This is a genomic window from Cupriavidus sp. a3 (assembly GCF_051015765.1).
GTDB lineage: Bacteria > Pseudomonadota > Gammaproteobacteria > Burkholderiales > Burkholderiaceae > Cupriavidus > Cupriavidus oxalaticus_A.
Genome location: NZ_CP170643.1, coordinates 3,316,996 through 3,337,237, shown reverse-complemented (window position 1 = coordinate 3,337,237; position 20,242 = coordinate 3,316,996). Strand labels below are relative to the sequence as shown.

Genomic DNA, 20,242 nt, shown 5'->3' with positions numbered 1-20,242 from the left:
CCCACCATGGCTACGAAGGCCACGCCCGCCGCGGCGGCCCGGGGCCGTCCCGCCGGTGCCTCGTGGCCGGGGCTGCTGGCGGCGAGCGCGCTGGTGTGGGCGCTGTCGGCCTGCTTCACCTTCCTGCCGTGGTGGCACGCCCACGGCCTCTATCTGCGCGATGCAGTACGGCTCGACGGCCAGTGGTGGCGGCTGGCCACCGCCATGTGGGTGCACCTGGGCGCGATGCACTGGCTGGCCAACGCACTTGCGGCCGCGGGGCTGCTGGCGCTGGCCGGGCGTGCGGCGCGGGCGCGCGCCATGCTGCTGGTGTTGCTGGCGTGCGGCCTTGCCGTGCAGGCCGCGCTGCTGCGCGTGCCATCGGTCGGCTGGTATGGCGGCTTGTCCGGCGCCTTGCACGGGCTGGCGCTGTGGGGCGGGCTCAGCCTGTTGCGCGCGCCCGGGTTGTCGCGCGTGCTCGGCGTACTGCTGTGCCTGGGCGTGCTGGCCAAGGTGTGGCTGGAGCAATCGTGGCTGGCGCCGGTGATCTTTGACCCGTCATGGGGGTTCGGCGTGGTGCGCGCCGCGCACGCAGCCGGCGCGGTGGCCGGACTGCTGTGCTGGGTCGTGCAGGAGTGGTGGCTGGCGCGGCGGCCGCTGCGCAGCGCCGACGGCGACTGAGCCGCATCCGCGGCAGGGCAAGCTGGCAGGGCAAGCTTTATGCGCGCCGGCGCAGCGCGAAGCCGAGCAGGCCGGTACCGGCCAGCGCGAGCGCGAGCCAGCGTGGCACCGCGCCGCCACCGCCGGACGGTGCCGGCGCGGCGGCCGCCGGCGGGGCCGACACCGCCGCGGCCAGCGCGTTGTCGGCATCCAGCAGCCCGGCGCCGCACACGCCTGGATTGGTGGTGCAGAAGGTGCCGGATGGATGCGGCCGCGCCGAGGCCTTCAACGCCGCGGTCACTTGCGCCGGCGTCAGCGACCCGTTCAGCGCGAACATCATCGCCACCACGCCAGACACCATCGGTGCCGCGAAGCTAGTGCCCTGCGACGACGATATCGTGTAGGCCCCGATCGAGGTGGTGCCGTTGTTGCCCAGCGTGCGGATTACCGAAAGCGTGGTGGTGCATGCCCCGTTCTGCACGCGCGAATTGCCGCAGCCGCCGCCCGGCGCGCTGATCGCCACCTGCGGGCCGATGTTGGCATAGGTGGCGTTCTCGCCGTCGTTGGCGTGGGCCGTGACGGCGATCACACCGCTGCAATCGGCCGGCGCTTCGACCGCGCTGCGGTTGTTGCCCGCCGCCGCCACCACCACCACGCCGCGCGCGTTCAGGTCGTTGACCGCCTGCTGCTCGATGCTGCTGCAGGTGCCGCCGCCAAGGCTGATATTGACCACCCGCGCCGGGGTTGGATTGGCCGGCACATTCGGCACCGGCAGGCCGCCCGCCCAGCGCATGCCGTCGACCGTATCGGACAGCAGCGCGCCGCAGCGTCCCGACACCCGCACCGGCAGGATGGGGGCGCTCCAGTCGACGCCGGCAATGCCTTCGCCGTTGTTGGTGACCGCGCCCATCACGCTGGCCACGCGCGTGCCGTGCCAGCTGTTGGACGTGGCCTCGGTGGTCGGTGTTGAACTGCCGGGGCAGGTGAAGCCGGCCGGGACATTGTCGCCGGGATCGGTAGCGTCGCTGTCGCGCCCGTCGTCGCCGTCATTGGAGACGATGGCGCTGCTGATGAAGTCAAAGCCCGGCAGAAGCCGGGAGGCCAGGTCGGGGTGCCGCAGCACCCCGGTATCGACCACCGCGATCACGATGCCGCCGCTGCCACGCGTGCGGTCCCAGGCGCGCGGCAGGTTGACGCCGCCGACGGCGGTGCCGGTGCCCATCAGGTAAGGCTGGTTGGCGGAGAATTGCGGGTCGTTGGGCAGGGTATCGTGCAGGTGCAGCCAGCGGTCCGGCACGGCATCGGCCACGCGCGGGTCCTGGCGCAGGCGGGCGGCGGCGGCTTCCGGGTCGGAGGCGAGTTCGTCCGGCACCTGCAGCAGGTCCATGTTGCCGCCCATGGGGCGGCGCAGCGTGGCGGCGATGCCGGTGCGCTCGCGCAGTTGCTGCAGCGGACTCGCTGCTGACGCGGCCGCCGCGGCCGGCTCCTTGCTGCTCACGGTGGAGGTGGTGCCATCGCGCCAGCGTACGATGATCTGGCCGGTGTAGGCCGGGGCCGCGGCTGAAGTCGAGGAGGGCGCGGCGCCTGCGGCGACCGGTGCTGCGCCACAAAGCGCAGCGATGGTGATCAGGGCTGCCCGCCAGTGGGGCAACGCGAAGCAGTGACGGAAGACGGACTGCGCGGGATGCAGCATGTATTCCTCCAGAGGCACCCCGCACGTCATCGGGCGCGCAGGGGGATCGAATGTAGGGAATACGATCCGCGCCGGTTGCGCAAGGGATACCGAAGGTTTAGAACCCGCCGCTTCCGGACGGACTCCGCGGGCAACTCAGCTCTTGGGCATATCCCGGCTGGTCGGCATGGTGCGGTTTGGCTGGATCATCCGGTCCGGCTCGGCGGTCTCGACACGCGGGATGGCGCGCAGCGTATCAACCGCCTGGTCGATGGTGGCATCCGCCGATTTGGAGATCGCCGTCACCAGCCAGACCCCGCCCGACATGGGGCGCTTGACCACATAGCGGATCGGGCCCTTGATCTCGGCCAGCAACTTCCCGGCATCCTCGGACATTTCGACCGCGGGCGGCTTGAACTTGACCATGATGTCGCCCACCGCGCGGTCGTCGGTGATGCTTCCCGGCGGCGGGGCGTAAGGCCCCGACTGGGCCTTGCAGCCAGACAATGCCAGCAGTGCGGCCGTGGCCGCTGTGGCCAGGGCCAGGACGGCGCGCAAGGGGCGGTGGCGGCGGCCTGCCGGCGGCGCGTGGCGGGTCATGGTGAGGCTCCTGTGAAAGTTGGTTCGGGTGCGCCGATGCAAGCGCGATGTGGGGGCGACGCGGGCGATGTGGGCGACGATGCCGGGGCATCAGCCGGCGGCGCGGCGGCCGCGCCGGCTTTCCTTGGCCGTGCCGCGCACCGGGGCGCCGGCCTGGGCTTCGGCGCCTTGCGCCAGCATCTCTTCGGCATGCTGCAACGTGGTCGCGGTGACGGTTGCGCCGCCCAGCATGCGCGCGGTCTCGACCACGCGCCCGGCCGGGTCGAGCACGCGGATGCGTGAGCGCGTAACCGAGCGCGTAACCGAGCGCGTGACCGAGCCATCACCGCCATCGGTGGTTTCCTTGCTGACCAGCAGGTGCGTGCCGGCCTGCGCGGCGACCTGCGGCAGGTGGGTCACGCACAGCACCTGGCGCGCGCGGCCCAGTTCCTGCAGGCGCCGGCCGACGACTTCGGCGACGGCGCCGCCGATGCCGGTGTCGACTTCGTCGAAGATCAGCGTCGGCGTGGGCGAAGCCTCGCTGGTAATCACCGAGATCGCCAGGCTGATGCGCGCCAGTTCGCCGCCGGACGCGACCCGAGCCAGCGGCCGCGCGCTGACGCCGGCATGGCCGGCCACCAGGAACTCGACCTGCTCCAGGCCGTAGCTCTGGCCGTCTTCCAGCGTGTTCAGCGCGGCGACAAAGCTGCCGCCCGCCATCGACAGGCCCTGCATGGCCTCGGTGACCGCGGCCGACAGCGCCTGCGCCGCTTGCGAGCGCGCATGGCTGAGGTGCTGCGCCAGCGTCAGGTAGGCGGCCTTGGCGGCGGCTTCGCGCGCCATCACCTTGTTCAGGTCCTGCGCGGCCTGCAGGTCGTCGAGCTGCTGGCGGCGCGCCAGCAGCTCATCGGGCAACTGCTCGGGAGGCAGGCGGTACTTGCGCGCGGTGGCGTGCAGCGCCTGCATGCGTTCCTCGACGGCCTGCAGCCGTTCGGGATCCAGCTCGAGCCGGTCGACGTAGCGGGTCAGCGAATGCGCGGCTTCCTCGGCCTGCACCTGGGCCGGCTCGAGCGCGGCCAGCACGTCGCGCAGCGCCGGGTCGACGTCGGCCAGCTGCTGCAGCCGGTGCACGATGGTGTTCAACGCCGATAGCACCGAGCCGTCGGCTTCGGACAGCGCCTCCAGCGCCGCGCGGCTGCCGTCGATCAGGCCGGCGGCATGCGACAGGCGGTTGTACTCGGCCTGGATCTCTTCCCATTCGCCCGGCTGCGGGTTGAGCTTGTCGAGCTCGCCGACCTGCCACTCCAGCCGTTCGCGCTCGAGCTGCATCTCGCGCGACTGGTGCTCGACCGCCTCGCGCTGGCGCACGCAGGCGCGCCACGCGCGCCAGGCCTCGGCCACCGCGCCGGCCTGCTGGGTCAGCCCGGCGTGGGCGTCGAACAGCAGGCGCTGCGCGTCCGGGCGCAGCAGCAGCTGGTGCGCGTGCTGCCCGTGGATGTCGACCAGCTGGTCGCCCACTTCGCGCAGCTGCGCCAGCGTGGCCGCGGCGCCGTTGATAAAGGCCTTGCTGCGGCCGCCGGCATCGACCGTACGCCGCAGCAGCACCGCGCCGGCGCCGTCATCGTCTTCGGCATTGAGCTCGCGCTCGGCCAGCCAGGCGTCGAGCGCCGGGTGGGTCGTGAAGGTGGCGCTGATGCTGGCGCGTGCGGCGCCTTCGCGCACGATGCCGGCGTCGGCCCGCTCGCCCAGCACCAGGGCCAGGGCGTCGATCAGGATCGACTTGCCGGCGCCGGTCTCGCCGGTAAAGACGGTGAAGCCAGGGGTGAAATCGAGGTCGAGCGTGTCGACGATGACGAAATCGCGGATGGACAGGCTGCGCAGCATCGTGGCGGATCGTGGCGAAAGTGAGATCGGTCCGGAAAGTCGGGCTGGCGTAGGATCGGGGTGGCTAGCTCGGGCTCTGGGGGCGGCTCAGAGGCGGTTGTCTTCGGACGGGTATTCGTGCCAGTGCAGCTTCTTGCGCAGCGTGGCGTAGTAGTTGTAGCCCACCGGGTGCAGCAGGTTGATGCTCTTCTCCGAGCGCCGCACCACGATGCGGTCGCCGGGCAGCAGAGAGGTCAGCGACTGCATGTCGAAATTGACGCTGGCGTCGCGCGCGCTGGCCACTTCGATGGTGACCTCGGCATCGTGCGGCAGCACGATCGGGCGGTTCGACAGCGCGTGCGGGGCGATCGGCACCAGCACCACGCCCGACAGCGTCGGGTGCAGGATCGGGCCGCCGGCGGACAGCGCGTAGGCGGTCGAGCCGGTCGCGGTCGACACGATCAGGCCGTCCGAACGCTGGTTGTACATAAAGTTGCCGTCAACGGACACCGCCAGCTCGACCATGCCGGAAATGCCTGAGCGGTTCACCACCACGTCGTTCAGCGCCAGCGCCGAAAAAATGACGCTGTCGTCGCGCACCACGCGGGATTCGAGCAGCAGCCGGTTCTCGGCCTCGTAGCGGCCGTCGAGCATGTCGGGCAGCACCGTGTGCACGTCTTCCAGCGCGATGTCGGTCATGAAGCCGAGCCGCCCGTGGTTGACCCCGATCAGTGGCACGTCGTACCCGGCCAGCTGGCGGGCAATGCCCAGCAGCGTGCCGTCGCCGCCCAGCACCACCGCCACGTCGGCGTGCTGGCCGATTTCCTCGGCCGACAGGGCAGGGTAGGCGGTCAGCCCGGTGGCCAGCGCGGTCTCGCGCTCGAACACCACATCCTGGCCGTTGCGCAGGATATAAGAGGCGATTTCCTCCAGCGGTCCTTCGATGCCGGCAGTCGAGTAGCGGCCCACCAGGGCGACGGTGTTGAACGAAGTGCGCAAGGCGCTGGCTCTCGGGGGGGCGGACATGCCGGGATTAGACCATACCGCCGCTGCCGTTGCCAGCAGGCGCCGGCGCCGTAACCCAGGCGGGGCGCCAGAAGGTCTAAAACTTGCGTAAAATCGGGGCATCATGGATGAACGTTCCAAAACGCTGCTCAAGACCCTGATCGAGCGCTACATCGCCGAAGGCCAGCCGGTCGGGTCCCGCACCCTGTCGAAATTCTCGGGGCTGGACCTGTCACCCGCGACCATTCGCAATGTGATGTCCGACCTGGAGGAAATGGGCTTTATCGCCAGCCCGCACACGTCGGCCGGCCGCATCCCGACGCCGCGCGGGTACCGGCTGTTCGTCGATTCCATGCTGACGGCCAAGCCGCTGGAGCGCAACACCGAACTGGCCGAGCTGACCGGCCAGATCCAGGGCCAGCTCGGCGCCCAGCAGCTGGGTCCGCAGCGCATGATCACGGCGGCAGCGCGCACGCTGTCCAACCTGTCGCACTTCGCCGGCGTGGTGATGACGCCCCGGCGCGCGCAGGCGTTCCGGCAGATCGAATTCATGCGCCTGTCCGACAAGCGCATCCTGCTGATCATCGTCAGCCCCGAGGGCGACGTGCAGAACCGGATCATCCAGACCGAGCTGTCGTATACCCCGGCCCAACTGATCGAGGCCGCCAACTACTTCAACTCGCACTACACCGGCATGAGCTTCGACGCCGTGCGCAGCCACCTGCGCGTCGAGCTGCAGGACCTGCGCCGCGACATGTCGCAGCTGATGCAGGCGGCGGTCGAGGCCGGCAGCGTGGCCGACGACGAGGAAGACGACCACGTCTATATCAGCGGCGAACGCAAGCTGCTCGAAGTGGAAGACCTGTCTTCCAGCATGGACAAGCTGCGCCGGCTGTTCGACGTGTTCGAGCACAAGACCAGCCTGCTGCAGCTGCTCGATGTCTCCAGCCACGCCCAGGGCGTGCAGATCTTCATCGGCGGCGAGAGCCAGCTGGTGCCGCTGGAAGACATGGCGGTCATCACCGCGCCGTACGAGGTCGACGGGCAGATCGTCGGCACCCTCGGCGTGATCGGCCCGACACGCATGGCATACGAGCGCGTGATCCCGATCGTAGACATCACCGCGCGGCTGCTGTCCAGCGCGCTGAGCCAGAACCAGTGACGCGGCTGGCCGGTCTGACAAGCTGCCCCATTCCTACCGAGCGCCACCTGCGCTGGCGCGCCGCCATGGCGCGTTGCCGGCCGCGCGCCAACCCGGAAGCGACATGACGTTTTCACCCGAACCGGTTTACCAGCACGGGCAGGCGCCGCGCACGGCGATCCTGCTGGTCAACCTGGGTACCCCCGATGCGCCCACGCCCAGGGCGGTGGGGCGCTACCTGAAGGAATTCCTGTCCGACCCGCGCGTGGTCGAGATCCCGCGTGCCGCCTGGCTGCCGCTGCTGCATGGCGTGATCCTGCCGCTGCGTTCGCGAGCGTCGGCGTTGAAGTACGAGTCGATCTGGCTGCGCGAGGCGCATATGACCGGCTCGCCGCTGCTGGTCTACAGCGAGCGCCAGGCCCATGCGCTGCAGCGGCTGCTGAACCAGAACGGCCACGAGGTGACGGTGGCGTGCGCCATGCGCTACGGCAACCCGTCGATCGCCTCGGTGATGGAAGCGCTGCGCCGCCAGGGCTGCGAGCAGGTGCTGGTGCTGCCGATGTATCCGCAGTACTCCGGCACCACTACCGCCACCGCCTTCGACGAAGTGTTCCGCGTGCTGGGACAATGGCGCAACCAGCCCGAGCTGCGGCTGGTCAAACATTTCCATGACCATCCCGCTTATATCTCGGCGCTACACCAGCAGGTCGGGGCCTACTGGTCACGGCACGGCATGCCCGATTTTGCGCACGGCGACAAGCTGATCCTGTCGTTCCACGGCGTGCCGCGGCGCACGCTCGAGCTGGGCGACCCGTATCACTGCGAGTGCCTGAAGACCGGCCGGCTGTTGGGCGACGCGCTGGGCTTGCAGCCGGGGCAATATCAGGTGACGTTCCAGTCTCGTTTTGGCAAGGCGGAGTGGCTGCAGCCGTACACGGCCCCGACGCTGGCGGAGCTGGGCAAGGTTGGCGCCGGCCGGGTCGATGTGTTCTGCCCGGGTTTCCCGGCGGACTGCATCGAGACGCTCGAGGAAATCGCGATGGAAGGGCAGACCGAGTTCAAGGTCGCGGGCGGCAAGGATTTCCACTTTATTCCTTGCATGAACGACGCGGCGCCGTGGGTGGCGGCGATGGCGGAGATTGCCCTGCAGCACCTGCAGGGATGGCCGCTCAACACGCCGCACCCGCATGAGCTGGAAGCGCGTCGCTCGCGTGCGCAGACCCGGGGAGCCGCAGCATGAACGTGGATTTTGAAGCGGATGCGCGCCAGCGCATCGACAAATGGCTATGGTGCGCGCGCTTCTTCAAGACGCGCTCGCTTGCGGCCGAGGCGGTGGAGCGGGGCAAGGTGACCGTCAACGGCCAACTGGTCAAGAACTCGCGTGAAGTGCGGCCCGGCGACAAGGTCGCGCTCGAAGCGCACCAGCAGCGCTGGGAACTGCAGGTGAAGGGCATTGCCCCGGCGCGCGGACCGGCACCGGTGGCGCAGACGCTGTATGAAGAGAGTGCCGACAGCCAGGCACGCCGGCAGGCCGAGGCCGAGCGGCGCCGCCTGCAGCCGGAGCCCGCCGCGCAGTTGCAGGGGCGCCCGACCAAGCGCGACCGCCGCCGCATCGATGACTTCCGGCACTGAGGCTGGCAGGAACGACACGCGGCGGCGCCGGCACAATGCCGGGGCCGCCGCGGTGCGAGCGTGTGTGCCGGAAAGTTGCGCTGGCGCTTATTCCTGCGAGACTTCCTGGCTGATGATAGGAACGATGTAGTGCTTGAACACCGCCTTGCCACTGCCATACTCGGTATCGCGCGGCGAGAAGGCGTCGGACAGGCAGATAAAGGCGGTCATGACCGCCAGGGCGGCCACGAGGCAGAGCGTCACGACTGGCAGCTTATGCATGGCCAACCTTTCGGAAGAGGCACAAAAATGAACCATCTCCAGGCCCCCGGCATTTTTGTCATTTTTCGTAAGAGAATGTTAGTGAGTGCAGTGCAGCAAGGCAATAAGGCGTCAATTGCATAACTCACGCCTTTGTAACCGCTTGTTTCCGCGTCTCGCCGGCGCCACTCTTGAAATCCGGCGCGACGCCACCAATTGCCCGCTAAACACGCCGATTGACCCACCGCGGCCGTACCCACGGACGGCCGCGCCAATGCATTGATACGGATCGACATGGAAGAACAGAAGCAGACGCCATCCAACCCGACGCCCAACGACGAAGCCAGCGCCCCTGCCGCGCAGGAGACCGCCGCGCCGGAGGCTGCCGCCGTGGAGGATGTGGCGGCCCAGCTGGCCGCCCTGGAAGCCAAGGCGCGTGAACACTACGACCTGTACATGCGCGCGGTCGCCGAGGGCGAAAACATCCGCCGCCGGGCGCAGGAAGACGTTGCCAAGGCCCACAAATTCGCCATCGAGAACTTCGCCGACAACCTGCTGCCGGTGATGGACAGCCTGCAGGCCGCGCTGGCTGACGGTTCCGGCGATATTGCCAAGCTGCGCGAAGGCGTCGAACTGACTGCGCGCCAGCTGGCAGCCGCGTTCGAGCGCGGCAAGATCGTGGAACTGAACCCGGTCGGGGAGAAGTTCGACCCGCACCGCCACCAGGCCATTTCGATGGTGCCGGCCGACCAGGAACCCAACACCGTCGTCACCGTGCTGCAGCGCGGCTATACCATTGCCGACCGCGTGCTGCGCCCGGCGCTGGTGACGGTGGCGGCACCGAAGTAAGCCGGACTGCTTAGCGGCTGAGGCTGCGCCCGGTGCCGTCCAGGCCCGGGCGTTTTGCTTTCTTGCCTTTGCGGGAGCGAATCATGTCAAGCGAATCGCCGGCCGGCGCACCATCCGCGGACCAGGCCGCGGCCCCCCACCTCGACCATCGCGCCTTCGAGGCCTTCGGCATGCGCGAGGTCGACGACGCCAGCATCGACGCCGCGATCGCGCAGGCCGGCGATGCGCTGGTGTGCGTGTTCTTCTGGGGCGTGGATTGCTTCAATTGCGAGATGGCAAAGAAAGCCATGCTCGCCAATCCCGAGCCGGTCCGGGCGCTGGGCCTGCACTGGCTGCATGCCAACGTCTATGAACAACCCGCGCTGGGCAAGCGCTTCGGCCTGCACGGCATCCCGGTGTTCATGTTCTTCCAGAACGGCAAGAAGCTCGGCCGTGCCACCGGCTGGCATGGCCACGGCCAGTTTGCCGCCGCGGTCGCCAATGCCCGGCTGAAGGCGGGCGGCAAGCCGCTGGCGGGGTGAACCGGCCAGCCAGGCGGCATCAGGCCTTCAGCGCGACAGCGCGTAGCCGATGCGGAACTGCCAGGGCAGCTTGTGGTTGTAGTCGAGCAGGCTTTCGCCATAGCCGACGAAGTAACCCGCCATCAGGTAACCCGCGGTACCCGGCAGCAGCCGCGCCAGCGGATAGGTGACCTGCGCATCGACGCTGCCGTACCACTTGCGCGTGCCCTTGCGCAGCGTGGCGGAAAACTCCCATGAATCCGGGCGCCCATACGCGATGCCCAGGTCCATATAGCCGCGGTAGTGGGCGATGTCAGGGTTGTCGCCCTTTTCCACGTAGGCATAGAGCTTGGGCGCGACGCGCCAGTGCCAGTCGTTCTGGTCGCCGATGTAGAACGTCGGCTTGACGAACACGGTGTTGATGCTGCGCGACTCGTCGCCGCTGCGGCCGTTGGACTCGTGCTCCACGCCGGCCGCCAGCGACAGCCGGCTGATGGCCCGGTTGCGCACGCCGGTATCCGACAGGTAGTAAAACAGGCTCGGCCGGTAGTTGGTGTCGCGGAACGGCTTGGACTGCTCAGACAGGTCCCATAGCGAGAACTGGGTGAAGCCGAGGTAGAGGTTGTCGAACAGGCTCTTCGATGCCGGATCCTCGCCCTCGAAGATCCGGTACTTGAAGCTGAACTGGAACTTCGCATTGGCGCCATCGTGCGCGCCGACGATGAAGTACATCGGGTCGTAGAACGACAGGCGCGCGCTGTCGCGCAGGTCCGCGGGCGCCGGGGCGGTGGCGCTTGCGCTGGTCACCGGCGTGATCGGAACCGGGACCGTCTCCGCGGCTTCGCCAGCGGCCCCGGCCGTAGCGGCTACCGCGGGCGGGGCGGCGGTGGTGGCCTCGCCCGGCTGCGGCAGCCGGTTCAGAGTGACCACCACCGGCGCGGCGTCGATGCCGGTCGCATCCAGCCGCACCTGGCCGCGCAGCTGCGGCGGCAGGGTCGCGCTGTAGCGGATGGCGCGGTGCTCGCCGCGGCGCAGGTTGACCACGGGCGGCGCGGAGACCTCCCGCCACAGTACGAGGCGTACCGGCGCCTGCATTTCGCTCGACGCGGTCACTTCCAGCGTATCGGGGATCCGGTAACGGCGCGTCGCGCCGTCGGCGCTGACCACCAGCGTCAGCGTCAGGGGCTGGTTGCCGTCGATCACGCGTGGCGGCTGCAGCAGCGCCACGCCGGCGTGGGCGGCCAGAGGAAAAGCCAGCGCCAGTGACAGGCAAAGGGGGGCGACGGCGCGGCTGGCAGGCGCCAGCCGGCGGGGCAGGGTCAATCGGGACATGATGCTGGGCACCGCGGGCGCGGCTGGAACGGCGCGCTGCGGCATCGGGAAATTTCGGAACCCGCAAAGCCTACCACGCGATAGAAAGCGGGTTGTGACGAAATGTACGCAACCGTTGCAGACGGCTAGCAGGCTGCCAGCAACCGGCTAGCGTGGCGGGCTCAGCGCATCGCGCGCCGGCGCACGCTGTCGACGTATTGTTCGCCGTCCGGCGGCAGGCCGCTGCGCTGTGCCTGCCACAGCATCTCGCCCAGGCATTCCATCACTTGGTGCTGGGCTTCGTGCGGCGAATCGAGTCGGCGTACAAGCGCCTCATAAGCCTCGCGAATGCCGCGTGGCTGGTCGACGGAAACCTGTTCCGAGATCGACAGGTGCATCGCCAGGTGCAGGAACGGGTTGGTCTGGCCTTGCTCGGGGGTGTAGTCCTGCGTCAGCGCGCCTTCGGTGTCGCGCAGCAGGTCGTGGTACTCGGGATGCTCGCCGATCCAGTCGACGGCAATGACTTCCAGCGGCGTCAGCACGCTGCCCGCGATCTGCTTCTGCCAGGCTTCGCAGAAGAAACGGCGGACTTCTTCTCGTGAGGGATTAAACATGGTGGCGCCATTGTAAACGAGGGGCGCGGCGAGCGCTGGCGCGCCGGCGGCGCCAAGTAGAATGCGGGATCGCCGACTTCCCGCCATCTTCATGACCGCCTCCGCCACCGCCCACGAACAGGCCCGCGCCAAGCTCACCGGGGTGCTGCTGATTGCGGTGTCGGCCAGCGCCTTCGGCGCCATGGCGATCTTTGCGCGCTTTGCCTATGCGGCCGGTGCCGACGTCTATGGCCTGCTGCTCGTACGTTTCGTGCTGGCGGCGGGGGCGCTGGCGTGGGTGATGCGCACGCGCGGCATCGGCCTGCCGCCGTGGCGGCGCGTGCTGGCGCTGGCGGCGATGGGCGGCATTGGCTATGTGGGCCAGTCGTTCTGCTTTTTCAGTGCGCTGAACCATGCGCAGGCCAGCCTGGTGGCGCTGCTGCTGTACCTGTACCCGCTGTTTGTGACGATCCTGGCCGCGGTGTTCCTGAAAGAGCGGCTGACCACGGCGGCCGTGATCGCGCTGGTGCTGTGCTCGGTGGGGGCCGGGCTGACGGTCGGCGGCGGCGAGGGTTCGCCGCTGGGCATCGCGCTGGGGCTGGCGGCGGCGGTGATCTATTCCGTCTACATCATCGTCGGCGCGCGCGTGACCGCCGGTGTCAACCCGATCGCCACCACCACGGTGATCTGCAGCGCGGCCGCGCTGGTCTACGGTGCGGTCGGGCTGCTGCGCCTTGGCGCGGGCGTGCCGCCGCAGTTCCCGGCGAGCGCCGGCGGCTGGCTGGCGCTGGCGGCGATTGCGCTGCTGTCGACGGTGCTGGCGATCCTGACCTTCTTCGCCGGGCTGCAGCGGCTTGGCGCGGCGCAGGCTTCGATGCTGTCGACGCTCGAGCCGGTGGTCACGGTGCTGCTGGCGGCGTTGCTGCTGGGCGAGCACATCGGCGGCATGCAGGCGCTCGGCGGCGGGCTGATCCTGGCCGGCGTGCTATGGCTGACACGGCGCAGCAGCGCGCCGGCACCGGCCCGCGGCGACATGCAAGAGAATTGAACGGGTTGGTCAAAGACGCTGGCACGGCACATCCTGGCGCTTGGGTAAAATCGCCGCTTCTTTCACTTCATGCATAGGAAGAGCCGCATGTCCCAGATCGACCAAGCCGCGCTGGCGCAACTGTTCACCGAGGCCCGCACCCACAACGTGTGGCAGGACCGCCACGTGGACGACGCCGTCCTGCACCAGGTCTATGACGCGATGAAGTTCGGCCCGACCGCCGCCAACAGCAGCCCGGCCCGCATCGTCTTCGTCAAGAGCGCGGCCGAGAAGGCGCGCCTGGTGGATTGCGTATCGGCCGGCAACGTCGACAAGACCCGCTCGGCGCCGGTCACGGCGATCATCGCCTTCGACAAGGCCTTCCACGACCAGCTGCCGCGCCTGTTCCCGCACGCCGACGCGCGTGCCTGGTATGCCGGCAACGACGAGAAAATCGCCCGCGACGCCCTGATGAACAGCTCGCTGCAAGGCGGCTACTTCATCCTGGCCGCACGTGCGCTGGGCCTGGATTGCGGCCCCATGGGCGGTTTCGACGCCGACAAGGTCAACGCGGCCTTCTTCCCCGATGGCAAGTGGTCGGTCAACTTCCTGGTCAACCTGGGCTACGGCGTTGCCGACAAGCTGCATCCGCGCCTGCCGCGCCTGCCGTTCGACGAAGCCTGCCGCATCGTCTGAAGAGGCCGCGCGCCAGAACCAAAAAAAAAGCGACCCGTCGGGTCGCTTTTTTTGTACTGGTGCGCGCCTGCGTCAGGCAGTCCATTCCTGCACCGGATTGCAGGCGAGATAGCGCCCCGGCTCCGCAATGCCGAGCCGTGCGCGGGCGGCGTCGAGCGGCTCGTGCAACAGTCTTTCGTAGTCCTCGCCGAGCAGCCACCCGGCGCGGCGCCCCAGCCGGTAGCCCTCCAGCACGGCGCGCGCAAAGGCCAGGCGGCCGGTCACGCGCAGGCTTTTCAGCGACGCCGCGATGGCAATGAACGCCCATCCCTTGCCGCCGGTCTGCGCGTAGCTGAACGCCACCAGCGCGGCTTCGCCAAGGCTTTCGTCGGCCCGGTAGCCGGTGAGCACATGCCAGATGTCGTGGATGTCGCGGGTACGCCGGCCGAACCACATGTACGCGTCCTCGATCACCGGCTCCTGGTCGAGGTTGGAGACCTTGGCCAGCCCGTCCGCGCTGTAACCGGTCTGTTCCAGGAAAGCGCGATACGCCGCGCCGACCGTGCCCGGGGCGAAGCTCGCGACATAGGCAGGATCGGACAGGCGCTCGGCCAGTTCGATGCGCTGGTAGACCATGCGCCTGCCGTCGGGCGTGGACAGCAGGCGGCCGAAGTTGCGCGGCATCGACGGGCCGTTCAGCGCGCGCATGATGCGGAACACCTGCTCGGTGTCGTTGCCATTGGCCAGCAGCTTGCGCACGGCCCGGAACGCGGTGAAGACATCCTGCTTGTAGGGATTGGAGGCGGTCGGGGTGGTCATGCAGGAACTCCGTGGTTCAGGCGAACTGGGCCGGGCCCGGCGCCGGCGCATGCCGCGGCGCGGCGGCGTCGCGCACAAAGTCGACACAGGTGTCGATGGCGGTCACCGGCAGCATATGCCCGCCGTCGACCAGCGTCAGCGTGGCGCCCGGCACCCTGGCGACCAGTGCTTCGCCATGCTCGGCAAAGTCGAGGATGCGGTCATCGCGCCCGTACAGCACGCTCACCGGCACGCGCAGCGATCCATAGTGCGGCAACATTGCCGGCAGGCTTCGCGCGGCACCGATCAGGTCCTCGGAAGCGGCAAGGAAATGGGAGGGCCGCAGCGCCAGCAGGCCGCCGCCGCGCGTCGGGAAGTCGAGCGGGAACGGGTCGGGACCGAACACGATATCCATGACTTCTTCACGGCGCCGTTCCGACATCGGCACCACCAGCGTCCACGCCAGCAGCCGGCGCAGCGCGCCGGGCACGGTCATCGCCTGGAAGACCGGCGAAATCGCCTTGGGCGGATGGGTGAGCGGCGCGATCAGCGCCAGGCCGCCGACGCGCTCGGGGTGATGGATGGCCAGTGCCAGCGCGATCGCGCCGCCAAGCGAGTGGCCGACCACCAGCGGCTTGTCCAGTCCAAGCTGGTCGCACAGTGCCGCGAGCGACTCGGCCTGTGCCGGCAGATCCGCAGCGGTGCCTGCCACGCGCGTCGAGTGGCCCGCGCCGGGGCGGTCGACGGCGATCACGCGGAAATGGCGCGCGAGCGGTTCGATCATGCCGTAGCCGAAATTCTCCAGTTGTCCGGACAGGCCGTGCACCAGCAGCACGGCGGGACCCTGGCCGCGCTCGACCACGTGCAGCCGCGCGCCGGGTACCTCGACAAAGCGTCCGCGCGGCGGCATTGCCGCCTCGATGCGCCGGACGGTGCGCAACGTGTGCAGCCATAGCGCGGCGCCCAGCACCACGAGCAGCCCGATCAGCAGGCCAGCGACGGTCAGGGCGATGGTCACGATTGCACCTCGTTGCCGGCAACGGCCGGCACGGTATTGGTTTCGGCAGGCTCCTGGCTGTCGCGGTGTGGCCGGCCAGCCGGGGAGGAGAAAGACGGGACATCGAACTGCAGCACGCCGTCGGCGATGCGCCCGTGCCGGATCGTCAGCATGTCTTTCAAGTAATTCTGATAGACGCGCCAGGGCTTGCGGTCGCCTTGACGGGGCAGCACGGTGGCGGCACGTTGCACATAGCCCGACGTGAAATCCAGGAACGGCGTGGGCTGCATGCCGGCCGGCGCGCGCGGCATCGCCATGCGGTGGCCATGGCGGTCCATATGGCGCAACAGGCGGCAGACGTACTCGGCGGTGAGGTCGGCCTTGAGCGTCCACGAGGCATTGGTGTAGCCGAAGGCGAGCACCAGGTTGGGCACGCCGCTCAGCATCATCCCCTTGTACGCGAACGAGTCGGCGGGGCGGCGCGGCTCGCCGTCGACGCTGACCGCGATGTCGCCCAGCATGTTCAGCTTCAGCCCAGTGGCCACGACTACGATATCTGCGGCGAGCGTCTTGCCGCTGGCCAGCACGATGCCGTCTTCGGTGAACCGTTCGATGGTATCGGTCTCCACCGTGGCACGGCCGTCGCGGATGGCGCCGAACAGGTCGCCATCGGGCACCAGGCACAGGCGCTGGTCCCATGGGTTGTAGCGCGGCGTGAGATGCGTCGCGACGTCGAAACCCGGTGCCAGCTGCGCCGCCGCCATGCCGATCAGCTTTTCCCTGGTGCGCGCGGGCCGCCGCCGCGCCAGCTGGAAGAACATCATGCCGAGCAGCACGTTCTTCCAGCGCGTGGCGCCGTAGGCCAGCCGCTCGGGCAGCAGCCTGCGCAGCTTGTGGGCGATCGCGTCTTCGGCGGGGCGCGTCACGATGTAGGTGGGCGAGCGTTGCAGCATGGTCACCTGCGCGGCGCGCTTTGCCATCTCCGGCACCAGCGTGACCGCCGTGGCGCCGCTGCCGATCACCACAACGCGTTTGCCGCCGTAGTCGAGCGATTCGTCCCAGAACTGTGGATGCAGGATGCGGCCGCGGAAGCGCTCCTCGCCGTCAAAGGCCGGGCGGTGCCCCTCGGCATAGCTGTAATAGCCGGCGCAGACATAGAGCAGGCGGGTGCGCAGGCGCAGGCGGCTGTGATTTGCCGTACGCTCGGCCTCGACCGTCCAGCAGCCGGCGGCGCTGTCCCATGCGGCGCTGACGACCTTGTGGCCAAAGCGGATATGCGGCGTGATGCCGGCTTCCTCGGCGGTTTCGCGGATATAGGCCCGGATCGACGGCCCGTCGGCGATGGCCCTGGCGCCGCGCCAGGGCTTGAAGCGGTAGCCCAGCGTGTACATGTCCGAGTCGGAGCGGATGCCCGGGTAGCGGAACAGGTCCCAGGTGCCGCCGATGGCGTCGCGGGCTTCCAGGATGGCGTAGCGCTTGCCGGGGCAGCGCATCTGCAGGTGGCGCGCGGCGCCGATGCCGGACAGGCCGGCGCCTACGATCAGGACATCGAGGACGGCATCATCAGGATGGGCTGCGGTCATGTCAGGCATCCGGGGGCGAGTGGCGCTTCTGACAACATAGGTTGTCAGAAGCGATAAGACAAGGCATCTGACAATAGGGAATGTCATAATGGCGCACATGACCCCCGAGCTCACCCCCGCACGCCGCTACCGCGGCGCCGAAGCCGAAGAACGGCGCGCTCAGCGCCGGAGCCAGCTGATCGCCGCGGCGGTGCAGGTCTATGGCGAGCGCGGTTACCAGAACGCCACGGTCAAGGCCGTCTGCGAGGCCGCCGGCCTGACCGAGCGCTATTTCTACGAGTCATTCGCCAACAGCGAGGCGCTGCTGCTGGCGTCGTTCCAGGCGGTCACCCACCGCCTGCTGCAGACACTGGCGCGCGCCGGTGAGGCGGCCGGCGGCGACGGTCCCAACCGGGCGCTGGCCATGCTGCGCGCCTATTTCGGGACCTTGCAGTGCGAGCCGCGTTCGGCGCGGGTGTTCCTGGTGGAGATCCGCGGCGTCAGCAAGCTGGTCGATGGCGCGCTGGCGGATTCGCTGGGCGAATTCGGCGGCCTGCTGGCGCAGGCGCTGCTGCCGCCGGGCCGGCGGCTCGATCCGTTGCTGACCGCTGGCGTGGCGGGTGGGGTCATCCATGTCGCCCTGCGCTGGATCGGACAGGGCTATACGCCCGATGTCGAGGTGGTGGCACGCACGGCGTTGCAGCTGGCCATGGTGCTGGCGCGCGAGCCGCACTAAGGCCCGCCGCCGGGCGCTTCACAGCTGCGGCGCTTCCGTCTTTTCCCTGAATTCGCATAAAGGCTCGATCACGCAGTGCCAGCATTCCGGCCTGCGCGCCTTGCACACGTAGCGGCCGTGCAGGATCAGCCAGTGGTGCGCATCGTGCAGGAATTCATGCGGCACGCACTTGAGCAGCTTCTGCTCTACCACCTCCACGCTCTTGCCGGGCGCCAGGCCGGTGCGGTTCGCCACTCGGAAGATATGCGTATCGACCGCAATGGTGGGCTCGCCGAAAGCAGTATTGAGGACCACGTTGGCGGTCTTGCGGCCCACGCCCGGCAGCGCTTCCAGCGCTTCGCGGTCGGGCGGCACCTTGCCGCCGTGCCGCTCGACCAGGATGCGGCAGGTCTCGATCACATGCCTGGCCTTGGTCTTGTACAGGCCGATGGTCTTGATGTATTCGCTCAGCCCGGCTTCGCCGAGGTCGAGCATCTGCTGAGGCGTGTGAGCGACCGGGAACAGCCGGCGCGTGGCCTTGTTGACGCCGACGTCGGTGGCCTGCGCCGACAGCAGCACGGCAATCAGCAGCTCGAACGGCGAACTGTATTCCAGTTCAGTGGCCGGGGCCGGGTTGACTTCGCGCAGCGTCTCGAAAATGGCACGGCACTTGGCGGCGTTCATTGTTGTCGTTCCGGGTCGGGTTTGGCGTTGGGGCCGACGCCCGGCTCGGTCAGGCCGGCGCGCGCGCGGCGCGCTTCGGCGGCATCGATCTGCGCCTGGACGGCGGGGGAGACGTTTTCAATATTGCGCGGACGCGCGGCCTGCTGTTTCTGGCGGGCGCGCTCGATCGCAGCCTGGATGATGGCGCGCTTGCGTTCCTGCGCGGCGCGCTCGGCGTCGTCCTGCGGAGCTTCGGCCTGCACCGCGGCCAGCTTGGCCGCGGCCTTGGCGGCCAGGCGCGCGTCGTTTTCCTCGCGCTCGCGCACCAGCCTGGCCTGGCGCGCCAGGTAGCGCGCGTGGGCAGCGTCGGCCTGGGCCTGTGACCAGGCGTCCCAGCCGGTGCGGTCGCCGGTGACCGGGACCATGGCGATGCAGTCGACCGGGCAGGGCGCCACGCACAGGTCGCAGCCGGTACACAGTTCGGGGATCACCGTATGCATCTGCTTGGCGGCGCCGGCGATTGCATCGACCGGGCATGCCTGGATGCAAAGGGTGCATCCGATGCACAGGCTCTCGTCGATCAGCGCGACCGCGCGCGGTTGCTCGTTGCCGCGCTCCGGATCGAGCGGCATGGGTTCGACGCCAAGCGTCCCGGCCAGCCGGCGCACGCCTTCCGCGCCGCCCGGCGGGCAGCGGTTGCAGGCCGCTTCGCCGGCGGCCATGGCCTCGGCGTACGGGCGGCAGCCGTTGAATCCGCATTTGGTGCACTGAGTCTGGGGCAACAGTGCCTCGATGCGGTCGGCGAGGGATTTGACGGCGGGATTCACGACAACAGGCTGGAATTCAGGAGACAAACCGGATCAGGACAGGACTGGACGTTTATGGGGCGGCGCTATGCGTGTTTGGCGACACAACTGCCGCCCGGGAAACACCCGGCGGGACTGCGCCGGCGCACAATAATCCGGCGTAACCGTCGCCGGCGGGCCTCTTCGAGCCCTCGCGCCGCAAGGATTATCCCCGATTTCGCCGGTGGACAGAAACGGCGATGATGCGCGTCGCGCAGCCGGACTGCCGCATTCCGGTGTGTGCCATAATCCGCGCAACGATCGACCTGCCATCCATGTCAACAGAGACCAAGACCAAACGCGATCCCGAAGGGACGCGCCGACGCATCCTCGCTGCGGCCACCGAGGAATTTGCCAAGGGTGGTCTGGCCGGCGCCCGCGTCGACCAGATTGCCCGGCGCGCGGAAACCAACGAACGCATGCTGTATTACTACTACGGCAGCAAGGAAGGGCTGTTCCTGGCCGTGCTGGAAAAACAGTACGCCGAATTCCGCGCCGCTGAAGAAAGGCTGCACCTGGTCGACGAAGACCCGATCGCCGGCGTGCGCGCGCTGGCCCGCTTTGTCTGGGACTGGTATTACGAGCACCCCGAGTTCATCCGCCTGATCAACAGCGAGAACCTGCACGAAGCCCGTCACCTGAAGAAATCCGCGCAGCTGCAGCAGCTGATCAACCCGGTCGTGGATGTGCTGGCCGACGTGATCCGCAGGGGCCAGCAGCAGGGCGTCTTCCGTGACAACATCGACGTGCCGCAGTTCTACCTGACGATCTCGGCGCTGGGTTACTACGTGCTGTCCAACCGCTACACCATCAGCGCCGTGACCGGGCGCGACGTGGCTTCGCAACATGAGCACGAGCGTTTTGCCGAGCTGCATTCCGAGATGCTGCTCTGCTACCTGAAGCGCTCCTGCTGTCCCGAGAGCGCGACCTGAAAGG

At 68.7% G+C, this 20,242-nt stretch carries 22 protein-coding genes; 10 read left to right on the top strand and 12 right to left on the bottom strand.

Features of this window, described 5'->3' with window-relative positions; translation table 11 throughout:
* Positions 1 to 6: 6 nt before the first annotated feature.
* The gene (rrtA, locus tag ACAD63_RS16055; protein ID WP_434032951.1) at positions 7 to 660 is read left to right on the top strand and encodes a rhombosortase; all 654 of its coding nucleotides are present in this window, start codon (positions 7 to 9) and stop codon (positions 658 to 660) included.
* A gap of 37 nt (positions 661 to 697) precedes the next feature.
* Here the strand turns inward: rrtA and mprA are convergent, their stop codons facing one another.
* The 4 genes from mprA to ACAD63_RS16035 form a co-directional block, all read right to left on the bottom strand.
* Positions 698 to 2,332 carry an MprA protease, GlyGly-CTERM protein-sorting domain-containing form gene (gene mprA / locus ACAD63_RS16050; RefSeq protein ID WP_434032950.1) on the bottom strand — a complete coding sequence of 545 codons (1,635 nt, stop codon included), beginning with the start codon at positions 2,330 to 2,332 and terminating at the stop codon, positions 698 to 700.
* 135 nt (positions 2,333 to 2,467) lie between these two features.
* Entirely contained in the window at positions 2,468 to 2,911 is a 444-nt protein-coding gene (locus ACAD63_RS16045; RefSeq protein ID WP_133097614.1) for a hypothetical protein, read from the bottom strand.
* A 90-nt stretch (positions 2,912 to 3,001) separates the two neighbouring features.
* On the bottom strand, positions 3,002 to 4,774 hold the full coding sequence (recN, locus tag ACAD63_RS16040) for a DNA repair protein RecN (protein WP_133097613.1): 1,773 nt from the start codon (positions 4,772 to 4,774) through the stop codon (positions 3,002 to 3,004).
* Positions 4,775 to 4,861: 87 nt separating this feature from the next.
* The gene (locus tag ACAD63_RS16035) at positions 4,862 to 5,779 is read right to left on the bottom strand and encodes an NAD kinase (RefSeq protein WP_133097612.1); all 918 of its coding nucleotides are present in this window, start codon (positions 5,777 to 5,779) and stop codon (positions 4,862 to 4,864) included.
* Between the two features lie 103 nt (positions 5,780 to 5,882).
* Here ACAD63_RS16035 and hrcA point away from each other — a divergent pair, with 103 nt between their 5' ends.
* The 3 genes from hrcA (at position 5,883) to ACAD63_RS16020 (ending at position 8,531) form a co-directional block, all read left to right on the top strand.
* Positions 5,883 to 6,920 carry a heat-inducible transcriptional repressor HrcA gene (gene hrcA / locus ACAD63_RS16030; protein ID WP_133097611.1) on the top strand — a complete coding sequence of 346 codons (1,038 nt, stop codon included), beginning with the start codon at positions 5,883 to 5,885 and terminating at the stop codon, positions 6,918 to 6,920.
* A 103-nt stretch (positions 6,921 to 7,023) separates the two neighbouring features.
* Positions 7,024 to 8,139 carry a ferrochelatase gene (hemH, locus tag ACAD63_RS16025; RefSeq protein ID WP_133097610.1) on the top strand — a complete coding sequence of 372 codons (1,116 nt, stop codon included), beginning with the start codon at positions 7,024 to 7,026 and terminating at the stop codon, positions 8,137 to 8,139.
* Complete coding sequence (locus ACAD63_RS16020) at positions 8,136 to 8,531, top strand: RNA-binding S4 domain-containing protein (protein WP_133097609.1); 396 nt, start codon at positions 8,136 to 8,138, stop codon at positions 8,529 to 8,531. The genes hemH and ACAD63_RS16020 overlap by 4 nt, the downstream gene beginning before the upstream one ends.
* A gap of 87 nt (positions 8,532 to 8,618) precedes the next feature.
* Here ACAD63_RS16020 and ACAD63_RS16015 read toward each other — a convergent pair whose 3' ends face one another.
* Complete coding sequence (locus ACAD63_RS16015) at positions 8,619 to 8,792, bottom strand: hypothetical protein (RefSeq protein WP_165971578.1); 174 nt, start codon at positions 8,790 to 8,792, stop codon at positions 8,619 to 8,621.
* Between the two features lie 273 nt (positions 8,793 to 9,065).
* On the opposite strand from ACAD63_RS16015, the gene grpE reads away from it, so the two are divergent.
* The gene (gene grpE, locus ACAD63_RS16010) at positions 9,066 to 9,620 is read left to right on the top strand and encodes a nucleotide exchange factor GrpE (RefSeq protein WP_133097607.1); all 555 of its coding nucleotides are present in this window, start codon (positions 9,066 to 9,068) and stop codon (positions 9,618 to 9,620) included.
* 83 nt (positions 9,621 to 9,703) lie between these two features.
* Entirely contained in the window at positions 9,704 to 10,141 is a 438-nt protein-coding gene (locus tag ACAD63_RS16005) for a thioredoxin family protein (RefSeq protein ID WP_434032949.1), read from the top strand.
* A 27-nt stretch (positions 10,142 to 10,168) separates the two neighbouring features.
* Here ACAD63_RS16005 and ACAD63_RS16000 read toward each other — a convergent pair whose 3' ends face one another.
* Complete coding sequence (locus ACAD63_RS16000) at positions 10,169 to 11,452, bottom strand: phospholipase A (RefSeq protein WP_135704923.1); 1,284 nt, start codon at positions 11,450 to 11,452, stop codon at positions 10,169 to 10,171.
* Between the two features lie 161 nt (positions 11,453 to 11,613).
* A complete protein-coding gene (locus ACAD63_RS15995) occupies positions 11,614 to 12,045 on the bottom strand; it encodes a DUF1841 family protein (RefSeq protein WP_133097604.1) in 432 nt (143 codons plus the stop codon).
* A gap of 91 nt (positions 12,046 to 12,136) precedes the next feature.
* Between ACAD63_RS15995 and ACAD63_RS15990 the strand changes: the two genes are divergently transcribed.
* Both ACAD63_RS15990 and ACAD63_RS15985 read left to right on the top strand, forming a co-directional pair.
* A complete protein-coding gene (locus ACAD63_RS15990) occupies positions 12,137 to 13,072 on the top strand; it encodes a DMT family transporter (protein WP_434032948.1) in 936 nt (311 codons plus the stop codon).
* Between the two features lie 87 nt (positions 13,073 to 13,159).
* Complete coding sequence (locus ACAD63_RS15985; RefSeq protein WP_195428077.1) at positions 13,160 to 13,747, top strand: malonic semialdehyde reductase; 588 nt, start codon at positions 13,160 to 13,162, stop codon at positions 13,745 to 13,747.
* Between the two features lie 72 nt (positions 13,748 to 13,819).
* On the opposite strand, the gene ACAD63_RS15980 is transcribed toward ACAD63_RS15985, so the two are convergent.
* From ACAD63_RS15980 to ACAD63_RS15970, 3 genes are read right to left on the bottom strand one after another with little or no spacing between them, the layout of a single operon-like run.
* Positions 13,820 to 14,545 (bottom strand): Coq4 family protein, encoded by a 726-nt coding sequence (locus tag ACAD63_RS15980; protein ID WP_195429652.1) that lies wholly within the window; start codon positions 14,543 to 14,545, stop codon positions 13,820 to 13,822.
* Between the two features lie 16 nt (positions 14,546 to 14,561).
* Positions 14,562 to 15,542 carry an alpha/beta fold hydrolase gene (locus ACAD63_RS15975; protein WP_135704928.1) on the bottom strand — a complete coding sequence of 327 codons (981 nt, stop codon included), beginning with the start codon at positions 15,540 to 15,542 and terminating at the stop codon, positions 14,562 to 14,564.
* Complete coding sequence (locus ACAD63_RS15970) at positions 15,539 to 17,104, bottom strand: flavin-containing monooxygenase (RefSeq protein ID WP_434032947.1); 1,566 nt, start codon at positions 17,102 to 17,104, stop codon at positions 15,539 to 15,541. Before ACAD63_RS15970 ends, ACAD63_RS15975 begins: the two co-directional genes overlap by 4 nt.
* 88 nt (positions 17,105 to 17,192) lie before the next feature.
* Between ACAD63_RS15970 and ACAD63_RS15965 the strand changes: the two genes are divergently transcribed.
* Positions 17,193 to 17,819: a TetR/AcrR family transcriptional regulator gene (locus ACAD63_RS15965; RefSeq protein ID WP_135704930.1), complete on the top strand. Its 627-nt coding sequence runs from the start codon at positions 17,193 to 17,195 to the stop codon at positions 17,817 to 17,819.
* An 18-nt stretch (positions 17,820 to 17,837) separates the two neighbouring features.
* On the opposite strand, the gene nth is transcribed toward ACAD63_RS15965, so the two are convergent.
* Positions 17,838 to 18,482, bottom strand: coding sequence for an endonuclease III (gene nth / locus ACAD63_RS15960; RefSeq protein ID WP_434032946.1), 645 nt, complete (start codon positions 18,480 to 18,482; stop codon positions 17,838 to 17,840).
* Complete coding sequence (rsxB, locus tag ACAD63_RS15955; protein WP_135704931.1) at positions 18,479 to 19,288, bottom strand: electron transport complex subunit RsxB; 810 nt, start codon at positions 19,286 to 19,288, stop codon at positions 18,479 to 18,481. The genes nth and rsxB overlap by 4 nt, the downstream gene beginning before the upstream one ends.
* A 293-nt stretch (positions 19,289 to 19,581) precedes the next feature.
* Here rsxB and ACAD63_RS15950 point away from each other — a divergent pair, with 293 nt between their 5' ends.
* A complete protein-coding gene (locus ACAD63_RS15950) occupies positions 19,582 to 20,238 on the top strand; it encodes a TetR family transcriptional regulator (protein WP_133097595.1) in 657 nt (218 codons plus the stop codon).
* Positions 20,239 to 20,242: the final 4 nt, after the last annotated feature.